At 72.8% G+C, this 16355-nt stretch carries 13 protein-coding genes and 3 tRNA genes; 7 read left to right on the forward strand and 9 right to left on the reverse strand.

What is annotated here, in order from left to right; genetic code table 11:
- Positions 1–101: 101 nt before the first annotated feature.
- From KUM03_RS26820 to KUM03_RS26835, 4 genes are all read left to right on the forward strand, one after another.
- Complete coding sequence (locus tag KUM03_RS26820; protein ID WP_217252110.1) at positions 102–1376, forward strand: deoxyguanosinetriphosphate triphosphohydrolase; 1275 nt, start codon at positions 102–104, stop codon at positions 1374–1376.
- A gap of 144 nt (positions 1377–1520) precedes the next feature.
- The gene (locus KUM03_RS26825) at positions 1521–2786 is read left to right on the forward strand and encodes an FAD-dependent oxidoreductase (protein WP_217252113.1); all 1266 of its coding nucleotides are present in this window, start codon (positions 1521–1523) and stop codon (positions 2784–2786) included.
- Positions 2787–2815: 29 nt separating this feature from the next.
- The gene (gene dnaG, locus KUM03_RS26830) at positions 2816–4756 is read left to right on the forward strand and encodes a DNA primase (RefSeq protein WP_217252116.1); all 1941 of its coding nucleotides are present in this window, start codon (positions 2816–2818) and stop codon (positions 4754–4756) included.
- A 244-nt stretch (positions 4757–5000) separates the two neighbouring features.
- Complete coding sequence (locus KUM03_RS26835) at positions 5001–6110, forward strand: RNA polymerase sigma factor (protein WP_374225393.1); 1110 nt, start codon at positions 5001–5003, stop codon at positions 6108–6110.
- Positions 6111–6162: 52 nt separating this feature from the next.
- Here KUM03_RS26835 and KUM03_RS26840 read toward each other — a convergent pair whose 3' ends face one another.
- The 5 genes from KUM03_RS26840 to KUM03_RS26860 all read right to left on the reverse strand — a co-directional run bounded on the left by KUM03_RS26840 (position 6163) and on the right by KUM03_RS26860 (position 12070).
- Entirely contained in the window at positions 6163–6399 is a 237-nt protein-coding gene (locus KUM03_RS26840; RefSeq protein WP_217252118.1) for a hypothetical protein, read from the reverse strand.
- Between the two features lie 34 nt (positions 6400–6433).
- Positions 6434–8362: an ABC transporter ATP-binding protein gene (locus KUM03_RS26845; protein ID WP_217252121.1), complete on the reverse strand. Its 1929-nt coding sequence runs from the start codon at positions 8360–8362 to the stop codon at positions 6434–6436.
- Positions 8362–10095 (reverse strand): ABC transporter ATP-binding protein, encoded by a 1734-nt coding sequence (locus tag KUM03_RS26850; protein ID WP_217252123.1) that lies wholly within the window; start codon positions 10093–10095, stop codon positions 8362–8364. Before KUM03_RS26850 ends, KUM03_RS26845 begins: the two co-directional genes overlap by 1 nt.
- Before the next feature lie 141 nt (positions 10096–10236).
- Positions 10237–11691, reverse strand: coding sequence for an FGGY-family carbohydrate kinase (locus KUM03_RS26855; RefSeq protein WP_217252126.1), 1455 nt, complete (start codon positions 11689–11691; stop codon positions 10237–10239).
- 73 nt (positions 11692–11764) lie between these two features.
- Complete coding sequence (locus KUM03_RS26860; protein ID WP_217252128.1) at positions 11765–12070, reverse strand: YtxH domain-containing protein; 306 nt, start codon at positions 12068–12070, stop codon at positions 11765–11767.
- 150 nt (positions 12071–12220) lie between these two features.
- On the opposite strand from KUM03_RS26860, the gene KUM03_RS26865 reads away from it, so the two are divergent.
- From KUM03_RS26865 to KUM03_RS26875, 3 genes are all read left to right on the forward strand, one after another.
- Positions 12221–12293 (forward strand) — tRNA-Asn (locus KUM03_RS26865).
- A 5-nt stretch (positions 12294–12298) separates the two neighbouring features.
- Positions 12299–12371 (forward strand) — tRNA-Asn (locus KUM03_RS26870).
- 188 nt (positions 12372–12559) lie between these two features.
- Positions 12560–12633: transfer RNA gene (locus tag KUM03_RS26875), tRNA-Ile, on the forward strand.
- A 55-nt stretch (positions 12634–12688) separates the two neighbouring features.
- Here KUM03_RS26875 and KUM03_RS26880 read toward each other — a convergent pair.
- From KUM03_RS26880 to KUM03_RS26895, 4 genes are all read right to left on the reverse strand, one after another.
- Positions 12689–12832: a hypothetical protein gene (locus KUM03_RS26880; RefSeq protein WP_198941288.1), complete on the reverse strand. Its 144-nt coding sequence runs from the start codon at positions 12830–12832 to the stop codon at positions 12689–12691.
- 79 nt (positions 12833–12911) lie between these two features.
- Complete coding sequence (locus tag KUM03_RS26885) at positions 12912–13580, reverse strand: ANTAR domain-containing protein (protein ID WP_217252131.1); 669 nt, start codon at positions 13578–13580, stop codon at positions 12912–12914.
- Between the two features lie 176 nt (positions 13581–13756).
- Positions 13757–15196 (reverse strand): GAF domain-containing sensor histidine kinase, encoded by a 1440-nt coding sequence (locus KUM03_RS26890; protein WP_217253018.1) that lies wholly within the window; start codon positions 15194–15196, stop codon positions 13757–13759.
- Positions 15197–15254: 58 nt separating this feature from the next.
- Positions 15255–16304, reverse strand: a complete 1050-nt coding sequence (locus KUM03_RS26895; protein ID WP_217252133.1) for a rod shape-determining protein — start codon at positions 16302–16304, stop codon at positions 15255–15257.
- Positions 16305–16355 lie beyond the last annotated feature (51 nt).

Genomic DNA, 16355 nt, shown 5'->3' on the forward strand with positions numbered 1-16355 from the left:
CTGCGCGACCAGCCACAACCGGTCCTGCACTGACCCGACAACCTCACCCGGCACACGTAGGGCCGCCCCAACTGTCACACCTTCCGCTTAATGTTCATGGCATGGAAGGCACAGGCACCCCACCCTCGTACGACCCCACGTCAGTGGCCCGCTACGCCCCCGAACCCGACAAACGCCCCGGCCGCACCGCCTTCCAACGCGACCGCGCCCGCATCCTGCACTCCGCCGCCCTGCGCCGCCTCGCCGGAAAGACCCAGGTCGTCGCGCCGGGGGAGGGCAACCCCATGTGGGACGCCAGCCCCCGCACCCGCCTCACCCACTCCCTGGAGTGCGCCCAGGTCGGCCGCGAGCTCGGCGCCGCCCTCGGCTGCGACCCCGACCTCGTCGAGGCCGCCTGCCTCGCCCACGACCTGGGCCACCCGCCCTTCGGCCACAACGGCGAACAGGCGCTGAACGACTTCGCCGAGGACTGCGGCGGCTTCGAGGGCAACGCCCAGTCGCTGCGGCTCCTCACCCGCATCGAGCCCAAGCGGTTCACCGAGGCCGGCTCCGTCGGCCTCAACCTCACCCGCGCCACCCTCGACGCCGCCACCAAGTACCCCTGGCCCCGCGGCGCCCACCCCACCGCACCGGCGTCCCCCAAGTTCGGCGTCTACGACGACGACCGGCCCGTCTTCGCATGGCTCCGCGCCGACGCCCCCGGCGCCCGCACCTGCTTCGAGGCGCAGGTCATGGACTGGGCCGACGACGTGGCGTACTCCGTGCACGACGTCGAGGACGGCCTGCACGCCGGCCACATCGACCCGAACTGCCTGCTCGCCGACCCCGAGCGGGAGGCGGTCTTCGACGCGGCCGTCGGGCGGTACGTCCCGGACGGCACCGACCACGCCGAACTCGCCGCCGCCCTCGACCGCCTCCTCGCCCAGGACTGGTGGCCGCACGGCTACGACGGCTCGGCCGTCGCCCAGGCCCGGCTGAAGGACGCCACCAGCCAGCTCATCGGCCGCTTCTGCCTCGCCGCCGAGACCGCCACCCGGGCCGCGTACGGCGGCGGCCGGCTGACCCGGTACACGGCGGAACTCGTGGTCCCCCGCGCGACCCGCATGGAGTGCGCCGTCCTCAAGGCGGTCGCCTTCCGGTACGTCATGCAGCGCACCGAGCAGGAGCGGCTCCGCGCCGACCAGCGCGTCGTCGTCGCCGAGCTGGCCGAGGCGCTCACCGCCCGCGCCCCGGACGGGCTCGACCCCCAGTTCCGTGCCCTGTTCGACACGGCCGCCGACGACCGCGCCCGCAAACGGGTGATCGTCGACCAGATCGCCTCGCTCACCGACGCCTCGGCCCGCTCGCTTCACGCCCGCCTGACGGGGCATCCATGAGACTGGCGGGACAGGAGTGACCCGACGGGCCGGGAGCGCCGGGAACAGCGCCCCGGGTGGCCTGATCGGGTCACTCCCTCTTCCCGCGCCACGCCACGTGCGGGACGCTCGCATGTGGCGGCACCCTGACGAGGAGGCAGACAAGTGGTCGACGCGGATCAGACATTCGTCATCGTCGGAGGCGGCCTGGCCGGCGCGAAGGCGGCCGAGACACTCCGCTCGGAGGGGTTCAGCGGCCGGGTGATCCTCATCTGCGACGAACGCGACCACCCCTACGAGCGCCCGCCGCTGTCCAAGGGTTTTCTCCTCGGCAAGGAGGAACGCGACAGCGTCTTCGTCCACGAGCCCGCCTGGTACGCGCGGCACGACATCGAGCTGCACCTCGGCCAGACCGTCGACGCCGTCGACCGTGCCGCCAAGACCGTCCACTACGGCGACGACGGCACCCACGTCAGGTACGACAAGCTGCTCATCGCGACCGGCGCCGAGCCCCGCCGCCTCGACGTCCCCGGCACCGGCCTCGCGGGCGTCCACCACCTGCGCCGCCTCGCCCACGCCGAGCGCCTCAAGGGCGTCCTCGCCTCCCTCGGCCGGGACAACGGCCACCTCGTGATCGCCGGCGCCGGCTGGATCGGCCTGGAGGTCGCGGCGGCGGCCCGCGAGTACGGGGCGGAGGTGACGGTCGTGGAGCCCGGCCCGACCCCGCTGCACGGCGTCCTCGGCCCCGAGCTGGGCTCCGTCTTCGCCGAACTGCACGAGGCGCACGGCGTCCGCTTCCGCTTCGGCGTGCGGCTGACCGAGATCGTCGGCCAGGACGGCATGGTGCTGGCCGCCCGCACCGACGACGGCGAGGAGCACCCCGCGCACGACGTGCTCGCCGCGATCGGCGCCGCCCCGCGCACCGCGCTGGCCCAGGCGGCGGGCCTGGAGATCGCCGACCGCGCGGCCGGCGGCGGCATCGTCGTCGACGCGGACCTGCGCACCTCCGACCCCGACATCCACGCCGCCGGTGACGTCGCATCCTTCCACCACGCCCTCTTCGACACCCGCCTGCGCGTCGAGCACTGGGCGGGCGCCCTGAACGGCGGCCCGGCGGCCGCCCGCGCGATGCTCGGCAGGGGACCGGCCCACGACCGCGTGCCCTACTTCTTCACCGACCAGTACGACCTGGGCATGGAGTACTCCGGCTGGGCGCCGCCCGGCTCCTACGACCAGGTGGTGATCCGCGGGGACGCGGCCAAGCGCGAGTTCATCGCCTTCTGGGTGAAGGAGGGCCGGGTGCTGGCCGGGATGAACGTCAACGTGTGGGACGTCACGGAGCCGATCCAGCAGCTGATCCGCTCGAAGGCCCAGGTGGACACGGAGGCGCTGGCCGACCCGCACATCGCTCTGGACAGCCTCGTCCCGTGACTGTCGGACCGTCCCCGTAGAATTCACGCGTGGCAGGACGGATCAACGACGAGGACGTGAAGGCGGTACGGGACGCGGTCCCGATCGACGCCGTCGTCTCGGAGTACCTCCAGCTGCGAGGCGCGGGCGGCGGCAACCTGAAGGGGCTGTGCCCGTTCCACGACGAGAAGTCCCCGTCCTTCCAGGTCAGCCCGAGCAAGGGTCTCTTCCACTGCTTCGGCTGCCAGGAGGGCGGCGACACCATCACGTTCGTGATGAAGATCGACCACCTCACCTTCTCGGAGGCGGTCGAGCGCCTGGCCGGCCAGGCGGGCATCACCCTGCGTTACGAGGAGGGCGGGTACAACCCGACCCACCAGCGCGGCGAACGCATCCGCCTGGTCGAGGCCCACAAGATCGCCGCCCAGTGGTACGCGGAGCAGCTGGCGACCAGCCCCGAGGCGGACACCGGCCGCGCCTTCCTCGCCGACCGCGGCTTCGACCAGGCCGCCGCCGAGCACTTCTCCGTCGGCTACAGCCCCCAGGGCTGGGACCACCTCACCCGCTTCCTGCGCGGCAAGGGCTTCAGCGACAAGGAGCTGCTGCTCTCCGGGCTCTCCCAGGAGGGCCGCCGCGGCCCCATCGACCGCTTCCGCGGCCGGCTGATGTGGCCCATCCGCGACATCGGCGGCGACGTCGTCGGCTTCGGCGCCCGGAAGCTCTACGAGGCGGACAACGGCCCGAAGTACCTGAACACCCCCGAGACCCCGATCTACCGCAAGTCCCAGGTCCTGTACGGCATCGACCTGGCGAAGAAGGACATCGCGAAGGCGTCCCGCGCCGTCGTCGTCGAGGGCTACACCGACGTCATGGCCTGCCACCTCGCCGGGGTGACGACCGCCATCGCGACCTGCGGCACCGCCTTCGGCGGCGACCACATCAAGATCCTGCGCCGGCTGCTGATGGACAACGGCTCGGCCCGCGTGATCTTCACCTTCGACGGCGACGCGGCCGGCCAGAAGGCGGCCCTGCGCGCCTTCGAGGACGACCAGAAGTTCGCCGCCGAGACGTACATCGCCATCGCCCCCGACGGCATGGACCCCTGCGACCTGCGCCTGGCCAAGGGCGACGACGCGGTCGCCGACCTGGTGGAGCCGCGCACCCCGCTCTTCGAGTTCGCGCTCCGCCAGATCGTGAGCCGCTACGACCTGGACACCCCGGCCGGCCGCGCCGCCGCCCTGGACGAGGCCGCCCCGGTCGTCGCCCGCATCAAGAACAGCGGCGCCCAGCACGAGGTCGCCGTGCAGCTCGCCGGCATGCTCGGCATTCTCGACACCCAGTTCGTGGTCAAGCGGATCGCCCAGCTCGCCCGCTGGGCCCGCGACCGCGGCGGCAAGGGCCCCGACCCCGACCGCCGGCAGCAGCACGGCAACGGCGGCGGTCCGCAGGCGTACGCGCCCCCCGCCGCCACCGGCCCCCGCGCGGGCGGCCCGGCCCTCAACCTCCGCAACCCCGTCTTCGCCACCGAACGCGAACTGCTCAAGCTCGCCCTCCAGCGCCCCGAGCTGGTCTCCCCGGCCTTCGACGCGTACGGCGTGGACGAGTTCACCGCCGCGCCCTACGCCGCCGTACGCCAGGCGATCCTGGAGGCGGGCGGCGCCGAGTTCGGCGTCCAGGACCCGCAGGACTACCTGGTCCGCGTCCGCGACGCCGCCCCGGACGACACCGTCCGCGCGACGGTCACCGAGCTGGCCGTCGAGGCGATCATGCTGCACCGGGGCGTCAAGGACGTCGACGAGGTCTACGCGGGCGCCCAGCTGGTCACCGTCCGCCGCCGCGCCGTCGAACGCCGCATCCGCGACATCACGGGCCGCCTCACCCGCCTCACCGGCCACGGCGACCCCGCCGAACTGGCCGCCGTGCAGAACGAGCTCTGGGTCCTCCAGCAGTACGACCAGACCCTGCGCGAACACGGCGCCGCGGCGCTCTGAACGCCCCCGGGTAACCGCCCGGTCACGCCCCGGACGCAAAAAGTCACCGCACGCCCCTCGTGGCGGCGATGTGTCGTACCCCACACTGGGGGCGGTGCCTGAGTCCTCGGAGCGCGGCCGGGTCCCCCGATCCCCGCGGTTCCGTCCCACGCGTACGGGGCGGACAGCGGCGTGCGAGCCGGCTCCGTCCCCGAAGTACCGCCGCCGGCCCCCGCCGGCCGCGTCCATCCTGGAGGTCGCCCCCGTGCAGACCCAGACCCTCACCCAGACCGACACCAGTACCGACGGCGCGGAGCCGGACGCGGCCGGCGGTGTCCTCGTCGCGATGCCGCAGCAGCCCCGTGCCGTGCACCACCCCGACGACCGGCCCGTCGAGGAGGACGCGTCCGTCGACGCCGTCGTGTCCGTCGAACCGCCGCCGCCCACCCGCACGGAGAGCGGCGGGCCCTCCTCCGACCTGTTCCGCCAGTACCTGCGGGAGATCGGCCGGATCCCACTGCTCAGCGCCGCCGAGGAGGTCGACCTCGCCCGGCGGGTGGAGGCCGGGCTGTTCGCCGAGGAGAAGCTGCGGCTCACCCCCGACCTGGACAGTCGGCTCGCCCTGGACCTCGACCGGCTCGTCGTCATGGGGCGCCTGGCCAAGCGCCGCCTGATCGAGGCGAACCTGCGGCTCGTGGTGTCGGTGGCCAAGCGGTACGTCGGACGCGGACTGACCATGCTGGACCTGGTCCAGGAGGGGAACCTGGGGCTGATCCGGGCCGTGGAGAAGTTCGACTACGCCCGCGGCTTCAAGTTCTCCACCTACGCCACCTGGTGGATCCGCCAGGCCATGTCGCGGGCGCTGGCCGACCAGGCGCGCACCATCCGCGTCCCCGTCCACGTCGTGGAACTGATCAACCGGGTGGTCCGCGTCCAGCGCCGCATGCTTCAGGAACGCGGCTATGAGCCGACGCCGAAGGAGGTCGCCGCCCACCTGGACCTGGCCCCCGAACGGGTCGGCGAGGTGCTGCGCCTCGCCCAGGAGCCGGTCTCGCTGCACGCCCCGGTGGGGGAGGAGGACGACGTCGCCCTCGGCGACCTCATCGAGGACGGCGACGCCGCCAGCCCCGTCGAGTCCGCCGCGTTCCTGCTGCTGCGCCAGCACCTGGAGGCGGTGCTCTCCACTCTCGGCGAACGCGAGCGCAAGGTCGTCCAGCTCCGGTACGGCCTGGTCGACGGCCGGCCCCGCACGCTGGAGGAGATAGGCCGCATCTTCGGGGTCACCCGCGAGCGGATCCGCCAGATCGAGTCCAAGACGCTCAACAAGCTCCGGGACCACGCCTACGCGGACCAGCTGCGCGGGTACCTCGACTGAGGCGGAACCTCGACCGGGACCGGGACCGAGACCGGGACCGGGGGCGGCCCGGTCAGGCTTCGTCCGGGCCCGCCGTCTCCCGCCGCTTCCAGGCGTCGATACCGGCGCCGATCGCCACGCCGCACCCGGCCCCGAGTCCGACGCCCATCCCCGGGTTGCCGCCCAGCTGCCCGAGGCTGATGCCCAGCGCCACACCGATCGGCAGGCAAAGGCCCAGCCCCGCGCCCGTCCGGTACCTGATGCCGCCACCCGTCCCGTCCGTACCCGCAGCCTTGCCGTCGTCCGTCATCGTCCCGTTCCCCCTCGTGTCCGTGGCCGCCCGGTCAGTCGACCTCGGCGACCGCCTGCGCGAACTGCGCCGCGTACAGGCGCGCGTACCCGCCGCCGGCCGCCAGCAGGTCACCGTGCGTGCCCTGCTCGATGATGGACCCATTCTCCATCACCAAGATCACGTCGGCGTCGCGGATCGTCGACAGCCGGTGCGCGATGACGAAGGACGTCCGCCCGTGCGCCAGCTTGGCCATCGCCTTCTGGATCAGCACCTCGGTACGGGTGTCCACCGACGAGGTCGCCTCGTCCAGGACCAGGATCACCGGGTCGGACAGGAATGCCCGCGCGATCGTGATCAGCTGCTTCTCGCCCGCGCTCACCCCCGTGCCCTCGTCGTCGATCACCGTGTCGTAGCCGTCGGGCAGCGTCCGCACGAACCGGTCGGCGTGCGCGGCCCGTGCCGCCTCCTCGATCTCCCCGCGCGTCACCTTCCGCGCCGCCCCGTACGCGATGTTCTCCGCGATGGTGCCGCCGAACAGCCAGGTGTCCTGGAGCACCATGCCGATGCCGGAGCGCAGCTCGTCCCGGGACATCTTGGCGATGTCCACGCCGTCCAGGGTGATCCGGCCGCCGGAGACCTCGTAGAACCGCATCAGCAGGTTGACCAGGGTGGTCTTGCCGGCGCCCGTGGGGCCGACGATGGCGACCGTGTGGCCCGGCTCCACCTTCAGCGACAGGTCCTCGATCAGCGGCTTCTCGGGGTCGTAGCGGAACGACACGTGCTCCAGCTCCACCCGCCCGCGCAGGTCCTCGGGCCGGACGCCCGGGATCGGGTCCGCCGACTGCTCCTCGGCGTCCAGCAGCTCGAAGACCCGCTCCGCCGACGCCACGCCCGACTGCACCAGGTTCGCCATCGACGCGACCTGCGTCAGCGGCATCGAGAACTGCCGGGAGTACTGGATGAAGGCCTGCACGTCACCGATGGACAGGGTGCCGGAGGCCACCCGCAGGCCGCCGACCACCGCGACCAGCACGTAGTTCAGGTTGGACACGAACATCATCAGCGGCTGCATGATCCCGCTGTTGAACTGCGCCTTGAACCCCGCCTCGTACAGCGCCTCGTTCTGCTCGGCGAACTGCTTCGCCGACTCCTCCTGCCGCCCGAACACCTTCACCAGCGTGTGCCCCGTGTACATCTCCTCGATGTGCGCGTTCAGCGTGCCCGTCGAGCGCCACTGCTGCACGAACTGCGGCTGCGACCGCTTGCCCACCCGCGTGGCCACCACGAACGACAGCGGCACCGTCACCAGCGCCACCAGCGCCAGGATCCAGGAGACGTAGAACATCATCGCCAGCACGCCGATGATCGTCAGCAGCGAGTTGATGAGCTGGCCCATCGACTGCTGCAGGGTCTGCTGGATGTTGTCGATGTCGTTGGTGGCCCGGCTCAGCACCTCGCCGCGCTGCCGCTTGTCGAAGTACGACAGCGGCAGCCGCGACAGCTTCGTCTGCACGTCCTCGCGCAGCCGGAACATCGTGCGGTTCACCGCCCGGTTCACCAGCCGCGTCGCCACCGCCATCAGCAGCCCCGCCGCGCCGAACACCGCGAGCGCCAGCAGCAGCACCTCGCCCACCGCGCCGAAGTCGATGCCCTGGCCCGGCGTGAAGTCGGTGCTGCGGAGCATGTCGGCGACGTTGCCGTCACCGCGCTCCCGCATCGACTCCAGGACCTGTTCCTTCGTGGCCCCGGCCGGCATGTCCCGCCCGACGATGCCCGCGAAGATCAGGTCGGTGGCCCGGCCGAGGATCTTCGGCCCGACCACGCTGAGGCCGACGCTGACGACCACGCACGCCAGCAGCGTGAACAGGGTCGCCCGCTCCGGCCGGAACTGGGCGATCAGCCGTTTGCCCGACCCCTTGAAGTCCATCGAACGCTGGTCCGGGCCGCCCCCGGCCATCATGCGACCCGCAGGCCCCGCCATCAGGCAGCCTCCGCTTCCGTGAGCTGGGAGAGCACGATCTCCCGGTAGGTCTCGTTGTCCGCCATCAGCTCGTGGTGCCGGCCGACGCCGACCACCCGGCCCTCGTCCAGCACGATGATCCGGTCCGCCTCCCTGATGGTCGCCACTCGCTGCGCCACGATCACCACGGTCGCCTCCGCCGTCTCCCGGCCCAGTTCGGCCCGCAGCGCCGCGTCGGTCGCGTAGTCGAGGGCGGAGAAGGAGTCGTCGAAGAGGTAGATCTCCGGGCGCTGCACCAGCGTGCGGGCGATGGCGAGCCGCTGCCGCTGGCCGCCCGACACGTTGGTGCCGCCCTGCGAGATCGGCGCGTCCAGCCCGCCCTCCAGCGCGGACACGAACTCCCTGGCCTGCGCCACGTCCAGCGCGTGCCACAGCTCCTCGTCGGTGGCGTCCGGATTGCCGTAGCGCAGGTTGGTGGCGACGGTGCCCGCGAAGAGGTACGGCTTCTGCGGCACCAGTCCCACGACCCTGGCCAGCATCTTCGGGTCGAGCGCCCGTACGTCCACCCCGTCGACCAGCACCTCGCCCTCGGTGGCGTCGACCAGCCGGGGCACCAGGCTCAGCAGGGTGGACTTGCCGCTGCCGGTCGAGCCGATGACGGCGGTCGTCTCGCCCGGCCGGGCCACCAGCTCGATGTTCCTGAGCACCGGCTCCTCGGCCCCCGGGAAGCGGAAACCGGCCCCCCGGACCTCCAGGTGCCCGTGCCGCCGCAGCTCGGTGACCGGCGCCGACGGGGGCACCACGCTGCTCTCCGTGCCCAGGACCTCCTGGATGCGCTCGGCGCACACCTCGGCGCGCGGCACCATCATGAACATGAAGGTGGCCATCATCACGGACATGACGATCTGCATCAGGTAGGCGAGGAACGCGGTCAGGTCGCCGATCTGCATCCCGCCGCTCGCGATCCGGTGGGCGCCGAACCACACCACCGCGATCGACGACAGGTTCACCACCGTCATGACCACCGGGAACATCAGCGCGAGCAGATTGCCCGCGCCGAGGGACACCTCGGTGAGGTCGGCGTTGGCCTTCCGGAAGCGCTGCTGCTCGTACTCGTCGCGCACGAAGGCCCGGATGACGCGGTTGCCGGTGATCTGCTCGCGCAGCACCCGGTTCACCGTGTCCAGGCGCTTCTGCATGGCCCGGAACAGCGGGCGCAGCCTGCGCACGATCAGCGTGACGCAGATCGCCAGCACCGGCACGACCCCGACCAGTACCCCGGACAGCGGCACGTCGAGGCCGAGGGCCATCACGATGCCGCCCACGCACATGATCGGCGCCGACACCATCAGCGTGAACGTCATCAGGGCCAGCATCTGGACCTGCTGCACGTCGTTGGTGGTCCGGGTGATCAGCGAGGGCGCGCCGAAGCCGCCGACCTCGCGGGCCGAGAAGGACTGCACCCGGTCGAAGACGGCACCGCGCACGTCCCGGCCGAGCGCGGCGGCGGTGCGGGCACCGAAGTAGACGGCACCGACGTTGCCCACCACCTGCACCAGCGAGATGGCGATCATGAGGGCGCCGTAGCCCAGGATGTAGCCGGTGTCGCCCTTGACGACACCGTTGTCGATGATGTCGGCGTTCAGCGTCGGCAGGTAGAGGCTGGCGCAGGTCTGCACGAACTGCAGCGCCACCAGCAGGGCGATGGGTTTCCGGTAGGGCCTGAGGTAGGCCCGCAGGAGTCGTATGAGCACGCTGGGTCTCTCGGAGTCGGCGGCGGGGCCGGTTGGTTGCCCCTGGCCCCTATCGTCGAACACTCCACCCGCGTTACCTCAACCGAATTAACCCAAGAGCGCGGCAAATTCCGGCCTACGAGCGGTACCGGACCCTCCGGTTCACCCGTGCAGCGCCCCCGGGTGCGTCTGCTCCCGCACCGACACGAACTGCTGCCGCACCGCCTGCCCCACCGCCAGCTCCTCGCCCGGCTCCAGCACCTGGGCCACCGCGCCCTGCCAGACCGGGGGAGTGCGCGGGTCCAGCGTGCCCTGGGACACGCCCAGCGCCCAGGCCGCCTGCCGGGCCGAGCCGATCGCGGCGTAGTCGGCGGGCTGCGGCACGACGACCTGCGTCCCGAACAGCATGGGCGCCGCCGCCTGCACGGCCGGCAGCTCGGCCGCCGCGCCCAGCAGGAAGACCCGCCGCACGTCCACACCTCGGCCGCGCAGCACGTCCAGGGCGTCCGCGAGACCGCACAGCATCCCCTCGAACGCGGCCCGCGCCAGGTGCTCCGGCTTCATCGACTCGCGTCGCAGCCCCGCCAGCGTCCCGGCGGTGTGCGGCAGGTTCGGCGTGCGCTCGCCCTCCAGGTAGGGCAGCAGCACCAGCCCGTGCGCGCCCGGCGTCGACTTCATCGCCAGCTCGGACAGGCTCTCCAGGTCCGCCGCGCCGAGCAGTTCGGCGGTGCCGCGCAGGGTCCGTACGGCGTTCAGGGTGGTGACGACGGGCAGGTGCATGCCGGTGGCGTCCGCGAGGGCGGTGATCATCCCGGACTGGTCGACGAGCGGCTCGGTGTGCACGGCCATCACGGACCCGGAGGCGCCCAGCGACACCACCGCGTCGCCCAGCCCGATGCCGAGCCCGAAGGCGGCGGCCTGGGTCTCGCCGGTTCCGGCGGAGATCAGCAGCCCCTCCGGCGTCGTACCGGCCGCGTCGGCGGGGCCGATCACCTCCGGCAGCATCGCCTGGTGCCCGAGCGCCAGCTCGACCAGGTCGGGCCGGTACCCGCCGGTCGCCGCCGACCAGTATCCGGTGCCGGACGCCCCGCCCCGGTCGGTGGTCCGCCGCGCCGGCCGCCCGAGCAGCTGCCACACCAACCAGTCGTGGGCCTGGAGCAGGGCCGCGGTCCGCGCGGCGGCCTCCGGCTCGCTGCGCGCCAGCCAGCGCAGCTTGGTCACCGCCTGCGCGGCCTGCGGGACGCAGCCCACGGCCTGCGCCCACGCCTCGCGCCCGCCGAAGGCGTCGATCAGGTCGGCCGCCGCCACCTGCGAGCGCTTGTCGCCGCCCACCATGGCCGGGCGCACCGTGTTGCCCTGTGCGTCCAGCGGCACGACCGAGTTCGCCTGCGCGGACACGCCGATGGCCTGCACGCCCTCCAGCAGGCCGCCACCGGCCGCCTCGCCCAGGGACAGCAGCCAGGCCTGCGGATCGACGTCGGCGGGCCGGCCCCCGCCCTCGGGGCTCTCCACCGGATGAGGCGCGTAGCCCTGCCGCAGCACGGCACCGGTGTCCGAATCGCAGACGACGATACGAGTGAAATCGGGCGAACTGTCCAACCCGGCGACTATCCCCATGCCCGAAATTCTGCCGTACCGGGAGAGGTGTCCGTACCCGGTGGGGGCACGGGATCTCCAGGGGGCACGGGTGTCAGGTGTTGCTGGTGCCCCAGTCGTCCGCGGTGCTGCCGTTGCCGTTGCGCTCGCGCAGCGACCGCACCCGCTGGGCCACCGAGTCGGGCATCCGGTCCCCGACCCGGTCGCTCACCACGTGGTACGCCTTGTCGGCGAACTGCCTGCCCTGCTGGGCGGCGGACTCGGCGGTGTTGCGCACGGCGGGGTTCTGCGCGACCTGCCGGGCGGACTTCCGCAACTGCTCGTAACGTTCCCGCCCGGCCTTCGTGCCCAGCACGTAACCCACGGCGAGTCCGACGACGAACGTGACCCTGTAACGCATGGCGGCCACCCTTCCCTTGCTCTGGCTCCGAGGTGCCGGGGAGTACCGATTGGCGGAGCACCCCCCTGCTTGCGCTAATGTATGTGTCGCAGCGAGCGCGCGCCCCCTGGCGAATACCCAGGCCGACGCGTTCGATGCGATACGAGACCTTCCTCGGTAGCTCAATTGGCAGAGCAGCCGGCTGTTAACCGGCAGGTTACTGGTTCGAGTCCAGTCCGGGGAGCTCGGTCCTCCGTAGCTCAATTGGCAGAGCAGCCGGCTGTTAACCGGCAGGTTACTGGTTCGAGTCCAGTCGGGGGAGCATGATGAACGAGGACCCCGCCGGGGTCCTTTTTCATGCCCTGCCCCATGTCCGGGAACCACGCGGCACGCTGCGGAGTCCTCAAGGTCATGAAGGCGCAGCCGTAGCCGACCAGCCGAGGCAGGAGATCGTATGAGCGGCTATGCTGCGGCAGACGGCGCGCACAGATGTACGCGACACGCCGCTATGGGGCGGTAGCTCAGCCGGTTAGAGCAGCGGACTCATAATCCGTCGGCCGTGGGTTCGAGTCCCACCCGCCCCACTCCGCGTCACCTCTGCAGAAACCTTTTCTGGACGGACGGTGGCGCCGCGCCGGCCTAACCGGCCGGCCTGGTCTCCGTGGCGTCCTCGTCGTCCCGCTCGCCCTCCGCCTGGGACGGTGTGGTGTGCGGCACGTCCGGGACGTCGTCCCGTTCGTCGTCGCGTTCGCCCTCGGCCTGGGACGGGGTCGGCTCGCTCATCGTGGTCCCTCCTCCTGCCGGACGCCGGTCGCGGGCCGAGTACCCCGGCCGCACCGCCCGCACCACACAGGACGAGGTTTCAGCGGCGCAGCCGGGCCAGCGCCGTCCGCAGGGCCGCGCGCACCTCCGCGGGCGGCGGCGGGCCGTCGCTCTCGGCACCGGCGGTGACCGCCGCGGCCACGGTGCGCAGCTTGGTGTTGGACAGCTGCGACGCCTCGCGCAGGATGTGCCACGCCTCGTCCGACGTGCAGGCGTGCAGCGCCATGAGGACGCCCCGGGCCTGGTCGATGACCGGGCGGGACGCGATCGCCCGGCGCAGCTGCTCCACCTCCTCCTGGAGGACGTGCAGCCGTTCGGCGGGGGGCGCGGGAGGCTCGGCGGCGGGCTCCGGCCGGTGGGCCGTGGCGCGCAGGGGGTCGGCGGGGTCCAGTCCGGCCAGGTCCAGGACGCGCAGCGGCTGCCCGTGCCAGTTCGTGGCCGTCGCCGGCACCGCCTGCCGGTTGCTGTAGCCGCCGAGCAGGTCCAGGAACTGTAGTCCGGCCGTGTCCATGTGCACCACGTCGCCCATGTCCAGGTCGACCCGGCCGATGCCGTCGGGCAGCGTGGCCAGCGCCTCGGCCAGGATGTCCGCGCACCCGTGGACGAGCTCTCCCCGTGGCAGGAGCAGGGCCCGGCCGGCGTGCACCTGGCCGTCGATGACCAGGGTGGCCGGCCTCCCCGCCAGACGTGGTGGTGCCGCTGAGGTCATGTCACCGCCTTGTCCGTCCATGTCGATCCCCGGCAGACGTTCGCAACGTCACACAGTCCCCGTCGGTGCACCTGCCCGCCGGGCGGGGGACTACACCCGGGCGCGGGGAATGACCGGCCCATGGGTGGGTAAAGGCGCCGCTCGTCCACCGCCGCGCGGTTTCGTTCCCGGGGCGCTCACAGCGGCGACCACCAGGTGACGGTCGTTCCCTCGCCGTCGGCCTCGCCCCCGGGCCCCGTGCCGTCGTCGAAGACCGTCAGCCGTACGCCGCCCGGGCCGTTCCGGCCGTCCGGTGAGACGGCGGTCGTGCCGACGGCGACCTCGACGCGGGTCACGTCCGGGCGGCCGGCCGCGTCCGCCAGGGCCCGGCGCAGCGCCGTGAGCAGGCGGTCCCCGACCTCGTCCTGTACGCGGGTGTCGACGGCGCCGGTGAAGTGCGTGGACGGGGGGAAGCCGAGCCGGGCGGCGGCGGACGCGGTCTCCCGCAGCACCCGGCCGCGCAGCCCGGTGGGCGGGCCGGCCGGGGGCTGCCGCAGCGCCAGGATCGTCGTACGAACCTCCTGAACCGTGGACCGCAGCTCGTCCACCGCCCGGCCGAGGATGTCCCGGACGTCGTCCGCGCCCGGCCGCCGCTGCGTGGACTCCAGCATCAGACCGGTGGCGAACAGCCGCTGCACCACCAGGTCGTGCAGGTCCCGGGCGATGCGGTCCCGGTCCTCGTAGACGGCGAGGCGCTCCCGGCCGCGCCGGGCGTCGGCGAGGACGAGGGCGAGCGCGGCCTGCGAGGCGAACTGTGTCGCGAGCAGCCGTTCGACGGCGGTGTAGGGGCGGTCGCCGCGGCGGCGGGGCAGGGCGAGGGTGCCGATCAGCCGGCCGTCCGCCCGCAGGGGCAGCATCATGCTCGGCCCGAAGCGGTGCCGCACGTGCGTCGTCATGCGCGGGTCGGTCGCCGAGTCGGCGATGAAGACGGGTTGCCCGCCGAGGAGCTGTTCCAGGACGGGGCTGCCCGGTGCGATCGTCGCGCCGACGATGCCGTCCGGGTCCTCGGGCGTCGAGGCGGTCACGATCTCCATGCCGCCCTCGGCGGTCGGCTGAAGGATCACTCCGGCACTGGCGCCGGCGAGCAGCCGGGCGCGTTCGGCGACCGTCGTCAGCGCGTCGTCCGCGCCGTCCTCGGTGAGCAGCGCGTTGGTGACGGCCGCCGCGCCCTCGATCCAGCGCTCGCGCTGCCGCGCCGCCTCGTACAGGCGGGCGTTGCCGATCGCGATGCCGGCCTGCGTGGCCAGGACCCGCAGCAACTGCTCGTCCTCGGCCGTGAACGGGTCCCCGCCGGGCCGCCCGGCCAGCCGCAGCTCGCCGAACTCCTCGTCGCGCACGTGGATCGGCATCCGCAGCCGGTCCGCCGGTTCGGGGGTGCCGTCGCGGCCCGGGGTGCGGATCTCGGCGAGGCCGTCCCGGGCGGGGTCGGCGGTGGTCAGGGCGGCCGAGGAGGCGCCGGTCAACTCGGCGGCGCCGTCCACGATGTGCTGCAGCGTGCCGCGCAGGTCGAGGTCGGTGCCGACCTCCAGGACCGCTTCGAGCAGCCGGGTCAGTCGGGGCGCGGGCTGGGTGCTAATGCCGTGCGGCTTCGTCGGTCTCTTCGGTTCCCCGGCTTCCGTCCTTCCGCGCCGCCCGTCAGTCGACCGACGTCGGGTTCAGCGCCAGCGGCTCGATGCGGCCCTCCAGCATCGTGCCGAGGCCCTGGACCGCGCACACGTCGGGCCGTTCCGCGATGTGCACCGGCATGCCGGTCGCCTGACGCAGCATCTGGTCGAAGCCGGGGAGCAGCGCGCTGCCGCCGACCATCATGATCCCGCGGTCGGCGAGGTCCGCGACCAGGTCCGGCGGGCAGTCGCGCAGCACCTTGCCGATCCCGTCGAGCACGCCCGTCAGCGGCGTCTGGATGGCGTTGCGGACGGCGGCGGTGTCGACCCGCACGCTCCGCGCCAGCCCGGTCGCCACGTCCCGGCCGTGGATCTCGGTGGACGCCGGGCCCTGCGGGGTCAGCCCGTTGCCGGACAGGGCGACCTGGAGCGGGCGTACGGACTGGCTGGGCAGCACCAGTTCGTGCTGGTGGCGCAGGAGCTGCACGATCGCGTGGTCGACGGCCTCACCACCGACCGGGATGCGCTCCGCGGTCACGATCGAGCCGAGGGAGAGCACCGCGACCTGCGTGGCGTGCGCCCCGCACACCATGATCATGGTCGCCTCGGGCTGCTCCACCGGCAGCCCGCAGCCGACCGCCGCGGCGATCAGCGTGTCGACGAGTTCCACCCGGCGCGCGCCGAGCCCCACCAGCGTCTCGATCGCCGCCCGCTGGGAGAGGGGGTCCGCGTCGTGCGGGGTGCACACGGCGGCGCGCAGCCGGGGCTTGCGGCGCAGCGCGCGGCGGACCTTGTCGCCGAGCAGGTGCCGCAGCATCCGCTGGGCCATCTCGATGTCGACGACCGTGCCGCCGGACACGGGCCGTACGACGCGGATGTAGCCGGGGGTGCGGCCCGTCATCTTCTCCGCGAACTCACCGACCGCGATGAGCGCGCCGGTGCGGGTGTTGACCGCGGCGGCGGACGGCTGGTCGACGACGAGCCCGGCACCCTTGACGTACACGCGGGTCCGCGCCGCGCCCAGGTCGACGGCGAAGTGGCAGCGGCGCAGCGCCTCCAGGCTGGCGGTACTGGCGGTCATGGCGGATCCTCCCGAGAGCGCGGACCGTGCGGGGCCGGCGGGTGGCCGGCC

The sequence above is a fragment of the Streptomyces sp. AC602_WCS936 genome (assembly GCF_019049125.1).
Classification (GTDB): Bacteria; Actinomycetota; Actinomycetes; order Streptomycetales; family Streptomycetaceae; genus Streptomyces.

Coding starts and splice junctions, on each gene's coding strand:
- KUM03_RS26820 (WP_217252110.1), top strand. CDS start 102: ATGGAAGGCACAGGCACCCCACCCTCGTACGACCCCACGTCAGTGGCC.
- KUM03_RS26840 (WP_217252118.1), bottom strand. CDS start 6,399: ATGACGGACGACGGCAAGGCTGCGGGTACGGACGGGACGGGTGGCGGC.
- KUM03_RS26845 (WP_217252121.1), bottom strand. CDS start 8,362: ATGGCGGGGCCTGCGGGTCGCATGATGGCCGGGGGCGGCCCGGACCAG.
- KUM03_RS26855 (WP_217252126.1), bottom strand. CDS start 11,691: ATGGGGATAGTCGCCGGGTTGGACAGTTCGCCCGATTTCACTCGTATC.
- KUM03_RS26860 (WP_217252128.1), bottom strand. CDS start 12,070: ATGCGTTACAGGGTCACGTTCGTCGTCGGACTCGCCGTGGGTTACGTG.
- KUM03_RS26880 (WP_198941288.1), bottom strand. CDS start 12,832: ATGAGCGAGCCGACCCCGTCCCAGGCCGAGGGCGAACGCGACGACGAA.
- KUM03_RS26885 (WP_217252131.1), bottom strand. CDS start 13,580: ATGACCTCAGCGGCACCACCACGTCTGGCGGGGAGGCCGGCCACCCTG.
- KUM03_RS26895 (WP_217252133.1), bottom strand. CDS start 16,304: ATGACCGCCAGTACCGCCAGCCTGGAGGCGCTGCGCCGCTGCCACTTC.